Origin of the sequence: Polaromonas sp. CG_9.5 (genome assembly GCF_035984465.1) — a bacterium.
Taxonomy (GTDB): domain Bacteria; phylum Pseudomonadota; class Gammaproteobacteria; order Burkholderiales; family Burkholderiaceae_C; genus Polaromonas.
This window is the reverse complement of the sequence record NZ_JAXCHR010000023.1, coordinates 38,707-50,790: the sequence shown is the minus strand read 5'-3', so window position 1 is coordinate 50,790 and position 12,084 is coordinate 38,707. Positions and strand designations below refer to the sequence as shown.

Genomic DNA, 12,084 nt, shown 5'->3' with positions numbered 1-12,084 from the left:
TGCTGCCCCATCGCTGGCAGCCTGCGGACTGACTCTTCTCTAACCCGCAGCATATTTCGGCAAGCCTGGTCAAGGTGCCATGACGAGCCGCTTACGCGTCGTCTTCATTCTGGGAGGGGATTGACGTGCCCGGCGAAGCGCTTCAATTGCTCATTATTGACAAAATTCCCTTTCCACCCCCAAACGATCCCTTGGCGGAAGCGCGTTCAAAGCTTCTGGAATCCCAAGGGCGCACCGCTTTTACCGATTACTTTCTGCCCGAAGCTGCCGTCGCGCTCAGGCAGGGCGCTGGCCGGTTGATACGCAGGGAAAGCGGTCAAGGCGTTCTGGTGGTTTGTGACAGCCGTCTGGTTTCCATGAATTATGGGCGGCGGTTGATGAATGCGCTACCTCCGATGCACAGGCTGGCATCAGAGCAGGCTTTGATGCAAAGGCTGGAGAATTTTACCAGAATTTGTACCACGGGTTCTCCGCAGACTTGAAACCTTTGCTCATGTATTGGCTTTGCGGATAACTCTTTTCCATGATGCGGCGTGTGTCATCACGCAACTCATTCATTCCCAGCGCATCGTAGGATTTGTAGAGAATGTACGTAGCTTCTTCAAGAGCGGGAACATCCCGATAGTCGGCAATCGCTACCTGAGCCCGATTGATGGCAGCAACGTAAGCGCCGCGCGAATAGTAATAGCGGGCTACATGCACTTCAGATTGCGCCAATGAGTTGACGATGTAGTTCATGCGCAAGCGTGAGTCGGGCGCATAGCGCGACTCCGGGAAACGGCTTACCAGTTCCTTGAAGGCTTCAAACGATTCCTTGGCTGCATTTTGATCGCGCTCCGACAAATCCTGGCGTGAAATAAATCCAAAAATTCCCAAGTTGTCGTTGAAGTTCACCAACCCTTTAAGGTAAAGGGCGTAGTCCATTGCTGGACTCGCCGGATGAAGTTTCATAAACCGGTTCAGGGTAGCGAGAGCTTGGGCTTGTTCGCCCCCTTTATACTGAGCATATGCCTTGTCGAGTTGCGCCTGCTGCGCCAGAGGCGTTCCGGCGGCACGGCCTTCTAGCTTTTCGTAAAGAGGAATTGCCTTGTCGTAGGCGCCCGAACTCGCTTCGTCCTTGGCTTCGGCGTAAATTTTGTTCGGACTCCAGGTGGCCGTTTTATCGGCTGCTGGCGTAGTTGAACAACCAGAAATAACTAAAGCTGCCAATGTGCAAACGACTGCTATAAGCGGCGATGCTTTCGGGGAAACCGATAATTTGGTGGAAAACATAGCAATCGACCTTCTTGATGACTGATTCAGAACTGAGCAAATTGATTATATCGGGCAGCGTTGGCACCGATGCGCTGGCTGACGATGCACAGGACGAGGCTGAAACCACGGCTGAAGTGGAATTGCGGCATGTCAATGTTCCCATCGAAAGTCACGGCAGTCGGCTTGACAAGGCGCTTGCTGCTTGCGTACCCGAATTCTCGCGCAGTTATCTTCAGCAATTGATCGAAGCCGGAGGTGTCCTGGTCAAGGGCCGTGAAGTGCTGAAAACGTCGGCCAAGGTCAAGGCTGGCGACGAACTCACCATCGAATTGCGTCCAACGCCTCAAAGCCAAGCCTTCAAACCTGAAACGATGGTGCTGGACATCGTGTACGAGGACAGCTATCTGCTCGTCATCAACAAGCCCGCGGGGCTGGTCGTGCATCCTGCGCCTGGCAACTGGAGTGGAACTTTACTCAATGGGCTGCTGGCGCATGACCCGCAGGCCTGTTTTTTGCCACGTGCTGGAATCGTGCATCGTCTTGACAAAGACACCAGTGGCTTGATGGTGGTGGCGCGCCAGCGGCAGACAATGGATCAACTCGTCAGCATGATTGCGGCGCGTAGCGTCAGCAGGGAGTACATCGCACTGGCTCATGGCGCTTGGGACGGTGCCAAAACGCGTCAGGTTGAAGCGCCAATTGGCCGTGATCCGCGTAACCGGTTGCGCATGGCTGTGGTTGATCTTGATAAAAACTCGGGCAAGACAGCCTCTACGGTGATCTCGCTGCTGGATAACGCGGAAAAGCATTGCCTTGTAAAGTGCAAGTTGCACACCGGACGCACTCATCAAATTCGGGTTCACATGGCGTTTTTGGGGCACCCTCTGTTATCCGATACGTTGTATGGAGGTGCCATTGGCGGCAGTTTGCAGCGTCAGGGCTTGCATGCCTGCCGGTTGGCGTTTGCGCATCCTGTAACTGGCGCGATGATGGAATTCAAATCTCTGCCGCCTTCTGATCTGCAGGCTGCTATTGCAGGTTTTGGCCTCAGATACAATCCAGCCGTGTAGTTTTCTGCTACCAGCAACATGGCGGCCCCAATCCGGGAATTCCACATGAATGCAACGCGCTGACAAATGCGCATTTCCCGTTTTTTTCGGAACCACCCATAATGAATACGACGGATGCGAAGCGCGTCCTCGAAACAGCCCTTATTTGCGCGCAGCAACCGCTTACATTGCGTGAATTAGGCGTTTTGTTTAACGGGGTACTTGCCGCTGACAGTCTGAAGCTGGTACTTGCGGAGTTGCAACACGACTGGGCGGGTCGTGGCGTGGAATTGGTTCATGTGGCAAGTGGCTGGCGTTTTCAAAGTCGGCCGCACATGCGTGAATACCTTGACCGGCTCCATCCCGAAAAGCCGCCTCGCTACAGCAGGGCGACTCTTGAAACGCTGGCTATTATTGCTTACAGGCAACCCGTAACAAGGGGCGATATGGAAGATATTCGCGGTGTCACTATCAACAGCCTGCTTTTGAAACAACTGGAAGATCGCGGCTGGGTAGAGGTAATTGGCCACCGCGAAACTGTGGGCAGGCCGGCGCTTTATGCGACCACGCGCCAGTTTCTCGATGATCTGGGCGTTGATTGCTTGGCTGATCTGCCTGCAATGAACGATATGCCTGCGCAAGTTGCCAAGCTTGAACAATTTGAATTAAGCATGATTGATGCAGTCAATAGTGAGCCCGCTGCAATGCAGTCAGAGTTGTAAGCTTCAAAAATCCCGAAGGACATGGCGCCCCATGCCGGCAAGAGTCCTGAACATGAATCCCGGTAATCCGTATACCAGCTATCCACACGAACGAATGTAAAAGCATGAACTCTCAAGACACCTCCGCTACAGAAACTCCGGCTGCATCAAATAATGAGGAAAGTAAGCCTCTGGCGCAAGATACACAAGCGGTTTCTGCTCCCGATTTGATAGTGGCTAATAAAGCTGCGGATGTTGTTCGATCCGGTGTCAATCGGGGGGGGGCGAAACCTGCAGAAACCACCCTGCGCTTTGAAGACGTGGTGACCGGCAAGTTTGATGCCGACGAAGAAAATGTCGCGCTGGATCTGCCAAAACGGGTGTTGTCGCCGCAGCCTGAAACCCCCAAACTTCACAAAGTGCTGGCGCAAGCTGGACTGGGTTCCCGGCTTGAAATGGAGCAACTCATTCTGGAAGGGCGTATTTCTGTCAATGCCGAGCCCGCGCATATCGGTCAACGCATCCAGTTCGGCGATACCGTCAAGGTTAACGGCAAGCCCATCCGAGTCCGGATTGATCCGCCACCTCCACGCGTGATTGCCTACCATAAACCGGCCGGAGAGGTTGTTACGCATGATGATCCGCAGAACCGGCCAACAGTGTTCCGTCGCCTGCCCAAGTTATTTCAAGGAAAATGGCAGTCTGTTGGTCGGCTTGATTTGAATACCGAAGGTTTGCTGTTGTTAACGAGTTCTGGCGAGTTGGCCAATAAACTGATGCATCCGCGCTTTGGCCTGGAGCGTGAATATGCCGTGCGGGTGCTGGGCGCGCTGAACAATGAAGAGAAGAAACGCCTGCTCGAAGGGGTGACGCTTGAGGATGGCGTTGCCCAGTTTGGCTCCATAGAAGCCGGTGGTGGCGAAGGCGCTAACTGCTGGTACAAAGTTACGATTTCCGAGGGACGCAACCGCGAAGTCCGCCGCATGTTTGAGGCCGTCGGCCATGCAGTCAGTCGCCTCATTCGCATCCGTTATGGTGCCGTGGTGTTGCCACGGGGACTCAAGCGGGGTGCATTTGTAGAGCTTGACGAGAACGATATCTGGGCGTTGACGAGTGCGGTGAGTCGATCTGAGTCCCGGGCTGCTTCCCGAGACGCGCCTGCAAGTCAAGGGCATCCTGAGGCAGAAGGTGGCGCAGAACAGCGCCGTGGAACTACTCGTAACGATCGCCCTCGCAGTGGCGCCGGACGACCGCGCAATCAAGATTCAGGTCAGCGCGGTATCGCACAGCCTGCAGATGATTCACAACCGCCTGCAAACCGGCCAGCCTCACCCACCAGAGGTAACAGGCGCGACGGCGGTAGCACCGCTGGCGCAAGAGGCCGAAACCAAGGCGGTAACGCCGGTCCGGGGGCGCGTTTTGGGTCGCCTAATGCAGGGGGGGCCCAAGTGCAAAAACGGCGTGATGATCGTGGTCCGCGCGTTGAAAAATCAGCCGGAGGCGCGCAACCTGATCCGATGAAAACTTCGTTTGGATATATTGGCGCAGACACCTTCACGCGGCAGCGGCAAGACCCTGGCCAGGGGCAGCAACGTCGCGGCGGCGGAAGCGGCGGCAATACGGGCGGATTTGGCGGCACTAGCAGCGGCCCGCGCCGCAATGGAGGCAATGCTGGCGGTAATCGCAGCGGTGGCAATCGGGGTGGAAATCGCTAGGCTTCTTATAAGTACGCCATTTCGCAGGGCTGCCATCGAAACGACAAGGCCTGCGGGTTAAACTCATGGGCTTTATTCAACTTTTGAATAATTTAAAACTCCTAATAACGCTAACTTTCAAGGAATATTCATGGCCATCGAACGCACACTCTCCATCATCAAGCCAGACGCAGTTGCCAAAAATGTGATCGGTCAAATCTACGCACGTTTTGAAGCCGCTGGCCTGAAGGTTGTTGCCGCCAAAATGGCTCATCTGTCGCAAGGCGAGGCTGAGGCTTTTTATGCTGTGCACAAAGAGCGTCCTTTCTTCAAGGATCTGGTCTCATTCATGATCTCTGGTCCCGTGATGATCCAGGCACTTGAAGGCGAAGGCGCTGTGCTGAAGAATCGTGATCTGATGGGCGCTACCGACCCTAAGAAGGCCGACGCTGGCACCATTCGCGCCGATTTCGCTGACAGCATCGACGCCAATGCTGTTCATGGCTCTGACGCCGTTGAAACCGCCAAAGAAGAAATCGCTTTCTTCTTTGCGGGCATGAACGTTTACCCACGTTAATGAAGTCCGTCCCCATGCTTTGCTACCCCTTGCCCGGGTCGTCGCTTGTGTGGGGCGACTCCGGCTATCGCAAGCCACGATGACGGCCAACCTTCTTGACTACGACCTGGAGGGCTTGGCTGCTTTTTGCGAGCAGCTTGGCCAAAAGCGCTTTCGTGCGACCCAGTTGTTTCGCTGGATTCACCAGAAAGGTGCGTCAGATTTTGAACAGATGACGGATCTGGCAAAAGCCCTGCGTGAGAAACTTGCGGGTGCTGCCCATATTCAGGGACTCAAGGTGGTGTCTCGCTACGATTCGGCGGACGGCACCATCAAATGGCTGTTTGACGTCGGTGCAGGCGATGTAATCGAAACAGTTTTTATTCCAGAAGCGGATCGCGGAACGCTTTGTATTTCTTCCCAGGCGGGTTGTGCTGTGGGCTGCCGCTTTTGTTCAACCGGTCATCAGGGCTTCAGCCGCAATTTGACAACAGGCGAAATCATTTCGCAGCTGTGGTTTGCCGAGCATTTCCTGCGCAAACACCTGTGCCGTGATGAACGCGTGATCTCCAACGTGGTCATGATGGGCATGGGCGAGCCTCTGCAAAATTATGCGCAACTGTTGCCTGCGCTTAAGGTCATGCTTGATGATCACGGATATGGACTTTCCCGCCGCCGTGTCACGGTATCGACTTCTGGTGTCGTGCCCATGATCGACCGGCTGGCCAGAGATTGTCCTGTGGCGCTTGCCGTTTCATTGCATGCACCTCACGATGCGCTGCGAGACAACTTGGTCCCGTTGAATAAAAAATACCCGATTGCTGAATTGCTGGAAGCCTGCACGCGTTACCAGTCGGCGGCCCCGAGAGATTTCATTACCTTTGAATATTGCATGCTGGCAGGCGTCAATGACCAGCCTGAACATGCACGTCAACTGGTAGCCCTGATGAAAACCCATTCGGCCAACGGCTTATCGTGCAAATTCAATTTGATTCCTTTCAACCCTTTTCCTGCTTCCGGGCTGATTCGCTCAGAAATGCCACAGGTCATGGCATTTGCCAAAATTTTGATGGATGCAGGCATCATCACTACCGTGCGTAAAACCCGGGGAGATGACATTGATGCAGCGTGCGGACAGCTGGCTGGCGATGTGCAGGATCGTACCGGTGTGGATCAGCGCATGGCGGCGCAACGTCAGGGCATGCTGGGTGGAATCAAGGTGGTTGTTGTGAAGGACGTAGCGGTATGAGGGCTATTTCCCGTCTGTTTTGGATGTCTGCCTGTTGGGGTGCTGTGCTGCTCGCAGGCTGCGCCAACCAGCAGAGCCTGACTCAAGCTTCAAGTAACAGATCTGACCTGATCACCGAGTCTGATGAAACCGATCAGCAACGTCGCGCGCGCTTGCGGGTAGAACTCGCAACTGGTTATTTCGAGCAGGGACAGACCAAAGTGGCTCTTGATGAGATCAAGCAAGCATTGGCGACTGACCCGAGTTTTGTAAATGCCTACAACCTGCGCGGGCTGGTTTATATGCGGCTTAACGACATTCCCTTGGCGGAAGACAGTTTTCGCCGCGCACTGGCCTTGAACTCACGTGATGCCAACGTGGCGCACAATTATGGCTGGCTACTTTGTCAACAGGCACGCTACGCTGAGTCATTCAAGCTATTTTCCCAAGCCGCAGCCACTCCCACCTACACAGACAAAGCCAAAACCTTGATGGCCTTGGGTGTGTGTCAGGTACGCGCAGGGCAAACGTCTGAGGCTGAACAAAGCCTGATGCATTCGTATGAGCTTGATGCCGGGAATCCGGTGACATCGTATAACCTTGCCCAGCTACTGTATACGCGCGGTGATCTGACGCGCGCCCAGTTTTATATTCGCCGTTTGAACAACACCGAATTGGCCAATGCGCAAACTCTTTGGCTCGGTATAAAAACCGAGCGAAAACTCAATAATCAAGAAGCTGTGGTGCAACTGGGCGGACAGCTGAAAAAACGATTTGCCCAGTCGCCAGAGGCCGCTGCCTATGAAAAAGGGGCTTTTAATGAGTGATGATGGCATTTTGCGTTCTGAGCAAACGGCGATAGATGGGTTGATGGCTGGTAATGCTACTGACCTCAGCGCGGCAAACCAGCCACCAACCGCCGGAGCCTTGCTTTGTGAAGCCATGCAAGCACAAGGACAGGATATTGTCGGGCGTTTGGCTTGGGCGGCGTCCCCCATAATAATGTCGCTCGATTTGAGGTGAAATAGTGAAAACCTGTATCCCTATTGAGTCTGCTTTTCCGAAAGCGCATCGTTCCATTCAGTCGCAAGTCGTCTGGGGTTCCCGTGTGGTTACTGTGGGCGGTGACGCGCCCGTAAGAATCCAGTCCATGACCAATACGGATACCGTGGATGTCATTGGCACTGCTATTCAGGTCAAGGAGTTGGCTCAAGCAGGCTCCGAGATGGTTCGCATTACCGTCAATACACCCGAGGCCGCAGCTGCCGTTCCGCATGTGCGCGATCAACTTGATCGCATGCGCATTGATGTTCCGCTGATTGGCGACTTTCATTACAACGGCCATCGCTTGCTGACTGATTACCCAGCCTGTGCCCAGGCCTTGTCCAAATACCGCATCAATCCTGGAAATGTGGGAAAAGGCAACAAGCGTGATGTGCAATTCGGCCAGATGATTGAAGCGGCCATGCGCTGGAACAAAGCGGTGCGTATCGGTGTGAACTGGGGAAGTCTTGACCAGGAACTGCTTGCTGGCTTGATGGACGAAAATAATGCACGTGCTACGCCTTGGGATGCGCGGCAGGTTATGTACGAAGCACTGATCACCTCGGCCATTGATTCCGCGCAGCGGGCCGAAGAAATGGGGCTACGCCGTGAACAGATCATCCTGTCTTGCAAGGTGAGTGGCGTTCAGGATCTGGTGTCCGTTTACCGTGAGTTGTCCAGACGGACCGACCATGCACTTCACCTTGGCTTGACTGAAGCCGGTATGGGCACCAAAGGCACGGTGGCTTCAGCTACCGCGCTCTCTATCTTGCTGCAGGAAGGTATTGGCGACACGATTCGTGTGTCTTTGACACCTCAGCCCGGCGAGGCTCGCACGCAGGAAGTAGTCATTGCTTCTGAAATTCTTCAGGCCCTGGGTTTGCGTAATTTTGTTCCTAGTGTGACGGCTTGTCCGGGTTGTGGGCGTACCACCAGCACTACTTTCCAAGAGCTAGCCAAACAAATTGATGATTTCCTGCGCGCGCAAATGCCCGTCTGGCGCGAGCAATACCCCGGTGTGGAAGGGCTTCGTGTTGCTGTCATGGGGTGCATTGTCAACGGGCCGGGTGAAAGCAAGCATGCCGATATTGGCATCAGCTTGCCAGGCTCTGGCGAAGCACCTGCTGCCCCGGTATTTATCGATGGTGAAAAAAGACTGACTTTGCGTGGCGACAACATCGCGCAGGAGTTTCAGGTGATTGTTGAAAACTATATTGAAAAGCGGTTCGGTACCCATGCCGTTACCTAAGCCTTCTGAATAAATGCCTGAAAAAGTGACCGCCGAACGGACGGGAAAATCCGTTTTCCAAAAAGTAGAAAAACTTGTTGCCGTCAAGGGCATGAACGATATTCTTCCGCCAGATTCGGCGCGCTGGGAATGGCTCGAAGACAAGGTTCGGACCCTGATGGGCCGCTACGCTTACCGCAACATCCGAACACCCATACTGGAACATACCCAGCTATTTGTACGCGGTATCGGCGAAGTGACCGATATTGTCGAAAAGGAAATGTATTCCTTCGAAGACCGCTCTGACAAGCATGGCGACCATGACCATCTGACCATGCGACCTGAAAATACGGCCAGCGTGGTTCGAGCCGTTACCGAACACAACCTTTTGTATGACGGTGGAAAACGACTGTATTACATGGGTCCGATGTTCCGCCGTGAGCGGCCGCAACGTGGACGTTATCGTCAGTTTCACCAGATCGGTGCGGAAGCTCTGGGTTTCGCAGGGCCTGAAGTGGATGCAGAGCTGATCCTATTGGCCGCTGCACTGTGGAAAGAGCTCGGCCTGACGGACTGGCGGCTAGAAATCAACAGCCTTGGCCAACCAGAAGAGCGTGCGCAGCATCGGGCCCAGCTCATTGCTCATTTGGAGCTTCATGCTGATACGTTGGATGAAGAGGCAAAAAGACGTTTACACAGTAACCCCCTGCGTATTCTGGACACTAAAAATCCTGCTATGAAGGCAGTGGTTGAAAGTGCGCCGCGTCTTATTGACTTTCTGGGTGCCGAGTCCTTGGCGCATTTTGAAGGGCTCAAAGCTATTTTGGACGCCAACAGCATTCCCTGGACTCTTAATCACCGGCTGGTACGCGGCCTGGATTATTACAACCTCACTGTGTTTGAGTTTGTGACAGATCGATTGGGCGCGCAGGGAACTATTTGCGCTGGCGGCCGCTATGACTACCTGATTGAGCAGATGGGTGGCAAAGCTGCACCAGCCGTTGGGTGGGCATTAGGCGTTGAGCGTGTACTTGAGCTCATTAAGGAGCAGGGCAACAGTGTTCCAAATCCAGAACCGGACGCTTATGCAGTGATTCCCGAAGCGTCTGCTTTGCCAGTTGTGTTGCAAACACTGCAGGCTTTGCGCGCTGCGGGTGTCAGCGTACAAATGCACGCCGGCGCTACGGCGGAGGGCATGGGCAGCATGAAGTCACAGTTCAAGCGCGCAGATGGCAGCGGAGCCCGATTTGCACTGATTTTTGGTGCTGCCGAATTACTTCAAGGTTGTGTAGCCGTGAAACCCTTGCGCGGTGAAAAAACTGCCGCACCTCAGGCACAAACCCTTCAGCCGCTGGATAACGTAGCGGCCTGGGTCGAAATGCTGCGTAGCTAAACGGCGATCTGAGCGCCAGTTGAGGCACTCTACAATCATCCAATTCAATACTCCCCGTGACGGGGTAGCACTACCCGAAATTTATGGCAAAACACCTTGACTTGGAAGAACAGGAACAACTTGACGAACTCAAGCATTTCTGGAAACAGTATGGCAACCTGATTACTTGGTTGCTGATTGTTGTTTTGGGGGCGTTTTCTGCCTGGAATGGCTACCATTACTGGCAGCGTACGCAGGCGGCCCAGGCATCGGTGCTGTATGACGAGATTGAGCGTGCAGTGAAATCAGGCGAAACTGCACGAATAGACCGCTCGCTGGCCGATATGAAGGATCGTTTTGGCGGTACGGCTTATGCACAGCAAGCAGGTCTTCTGGCGGCCAAAGCTTATTACGACAAAGGCAATATCGATGCCGCACGCACCGCCCTGACTTGGGTTGCCAATAAATCGTCCGATCCAGGTTACCAAGCGATTGCGAAATTGCGGCTTGCAGGCATCTTGCTGGAAAAAAAATCCTTTGACGAAGCCTTGCAGCAGCTATCAGGTACTTTTCCAAAAGATTTTTCGGGCCTGGTTGCCGACCGCCGGGGCGATATCTTGATGGCCCAAGGCAAAAAAGTCGAAGCCAAGGCTGAATACGAGAAGGCTTACAAAGATCTTGATACAAGCGTTGAATACCGCCGCATGGTTGAGGTGAAGCTCAATGCGCTCGGTATTGACCCCACTGTCGGACAGGTGAAAACTGCAGCCGCTGAATCCACCGGAGTAAACAAGTGAATAAGCAATCTTTTCGATCACTTGCGCAAGCAATACGGCCACCTATAGCTATCATTACTATAGCGCTCCTTGCGGGCTGCTTTGGTGGACTTAAAAAGCCTCAGCCTGCAGAACTCCAGCCCGTAACGCCATTAGTATCCGCACGCCAAAGCTGGAATAGCCGTATGGGTGCTGTTAATTTCCCTCTGGATGTCTCTGTATCCGGACAAGGTGCCGCTATTGCCAGTGACGACGGCACAGTGGTGCTTCTCGATGCACAAACGGGTCGTGATATCTGGCGTGTGGCACTGAAAGCACCCATTTCTGCGGGTGTTGGTAGCGATGGAAAAGTGCTTGCAGTTGTCACCAAAGCCAATGAAGTTGTTGCGCTTCAGGACGGTCGGGAATTGTGGCGTCAAAAGTTGAATGCCCAGGTTTTTACGGCTCCTTTTGTTGCCGGTGAGCGGGTTTTTGTGCTTGCTGCAGACCGTTCGGTCAATGCCTTTGATGGTCAGACCGGGCGCAAACTATGGGGCCAGCAGCGTTCCAACGAACCTCTGATTTTGCGTCAGTCGGGTGTAATGCTGGCAGTTGGCAATACTTTGGTGGTTGGTTTGTCTGGCCGCTTGGTGGGTCTTGATCCTTCGAATGGAAATATCCAATGGGAGGCCCCAATTGCCACATCACGCGGTATTAATGACATAGAGCGCCTGGTAGATCTGGTGGGGCGTTTCAGCCGGGTCGGTGACACTGTTTGCGTACGGGCATTCCAGACGGGTATCGGATGCGTCAATGCTGCGCGCGGCAGCCTGCTTTGGACTAAACCCGCCAATGGTGTGCAGGGTATTCATGGCGATAACAGCTTGCTGTTCGGCACCGAGGTTGATGGCACTGTCATCGCCTGGAAACGTGCTGACGGCGAGCGTGTCTGGTCAAGCGAAAAGTTGCGTTACAGGGGTCTGAGTGCGCCGCTGGTTGCTGGTCGCTCTGTGGTCATAGGCGATGACACCGGTTTTGTTCATTTGCTGTCCCGCGAAGACGGCTCCTTGCTCAATCGCCTCACGACGGATGGCTCGGCAATTGTTGCGGCCCCGGTGCTTGCAGGCAACACGCTTATCGCAGTCACGCGTAACGGCGGAATTTACGGCTTTCAGCCCGAATAACGGCATTCTTGCCAGAAAC

Annotated in this window: 12 protein-coding genes and 1 pseudogene; 12 read left to right on the top strand and 1 reads right to left on the bottom strand. The window is 54.1% G+C overall.

Translation table 11 applies throughout. From position 1 onward, the window contains the following. Positions 1-95: 95 nt before the first annotated feature. Positions 96-482: pseudogene (locus RCH06_RS15165) on the top strand (helicase C-terminal domain-containing protein); the annotation flags it as partial. Here the strand turns inward: RCH06_RS15165 and RCH06_RS15160 are convergent. After that, on the bottom strand, positions 445-1,272 hold the full coding sequence (locus tag RCH06_RS15160; RefSeq protein WP_327082298.1) for an outer membrane protein assembly factor BamD: 828 nt from the start codon (positions 1,270-1,272) through the stop codon (positions 445-447). The pseudogene RCH06_RS15165 and the gene RCH06_RS15160 sit on opposite strands and share 38 nt — an antisense overlap. 17 nt (positions 1,273-1,289) lie before the next feature. Between RCH06_RS15160 and RCH06_RS15155 the strand changes: the two genes are divergently transcribed. The 11 genes from RCH06_RS15155 (at position 1,290) to bamB (ending at position 12,065) form a co-directional block, all read left to right on the top strand. After that, positions 1,290-2,324 (top strand): RluA family pseudouridine synthase, encoded by a 1,035-nt coding sequence (locus RCH06_RS15155; protein WP_327082297.1) that lies wholly within the window; start codon positions 1,290-1,292, stop codon positions 2,322-2,324. A gap of 101 nt (positions 2,325-2,425) precedes the next feature. Further along, a complete protein-coding gene (gene scpB, locus RCH06_RS15150) occupies positions 2,426-3,025 on the top strand; it encodes an SMC-Scp complex subunit ScpB (protein WP_442799704.1) in 600 nt (199 codons plus the stop codon). A 104-nt stretch (positions 3,026-3,129) separates the two neighbouring features. Then, entirely contained in the window at positions 3,130-4,719 is a 1,590-nt protein-coding gene (locus RCH06_RS15145; protein ID WP_327082296.1) for a pseudouridine synthase, read from the top strand. A 130-nt stretch (positions 4,720-4,849) separates the two neighbouring features. Further along, positions 4,850-5,275, top strand: a complete 426-nt coding sequence (gene ndk, locus RCH06_RS15140; RefSeq protein WP_327082295.1) for a nucleoside-diphosphate kinase — start codon at positions 4,850-4,852, stop codon at positions 5,273-5,275. A gap of 79 nt (positions 5,276-5,354) precedes the next feature. Next, a complete protein-coding gene (gene rlmN / locus RCH06_RS15135) occupies positions 5,355-6,503 on the top strand; it encodes a 23S rRNA (adenine(2503)-C(2))-methyltransferase RlmN (protein WP_327082294.1) in 1,149 nt (382 codons plus the stop codon). Beyond that, positions 6,500-7,309, top strand: a complete 810-nt coding sequence (gene pilW / locus RCH06_RS15130; protein ID WP_327082293.1) for a type IV pilus biogenesis/stability protein PilW — start codon at positions 6,500-6,502, stop codon at positions 7,307-7,309. The genes rlmN and pilW overlap by 4 nt, the downstream gene beginning before the upstream one ends. Continuing rightward, positions 7,284-7,505, top strand: a complete 222-nt coding sequence (locus RCH06_RS15125; RefSeq protein WP_327082301.1) for a hypothetical protein — start codon at positions 7,284-7,286, stop codon at positions 7,503-7,505. Before pilW ends, RCH06_RS15125 begins: the two co-directional genes overlap by 26 nt. 4 nt (positions 7,506-7,509) lie before the next feature. Further along, positions 7,510-8,775 (top strand): flavodoxin-dependent (E)-4-hydroxy-3-methylbut-2-enyl-diphosphate synthase, encoded by a 1,266-nt coding sequence (ispG, locus tag RCH06_RS15120; RefSeq protein ID WP_327082292.1) that lies wholly within the window; start codon positions 7,510-7,512, stop codon positions 8,773-8,775. 13 nt (positions 8,776-8,788) lie between these two features. Further along, positions 8,789-10,147 (top strand): histidine--tRNA ligase, encoded by a 1,359-nt coding sequence (gene hisS, locus RCH06_RS15115; protein ID WP_327082291.1) that lies wholly within the window; start codon positions 8,789-8,791, stop codon positions 10,145-10,147. An 83-nt stretch (positions 10,148-10,230) separates the two neighbouring features. Beyond that, positions 10,231-10,923, top strand: coding sequence for a YfgM family protein (locus RCH06_RS15110; protein WP_327082290.1), 693 nt, complete (start codon positions 10,231-10,233; stop codon positions 10,921-10,923). Then, the gene (bamB, locus tag RCH06_RS15105) at positions 10,920-12,065 is read left to right on the top strand and encodes an outer membrane protein assembly factor BamB (protein ID WP_442799703.1); all 1,146 of its coding nucleotides are present in this window, start codon (positions 10,920-10,922) and stop codon (positions 12,063-12,065) included. Before RCH06_RS15110 ends, bamB begins: the two co-directional genes overlap by 4 nt. The last annotated feature ends 19 nt before the right edge of the window (positions 12,066-12,084 follow it).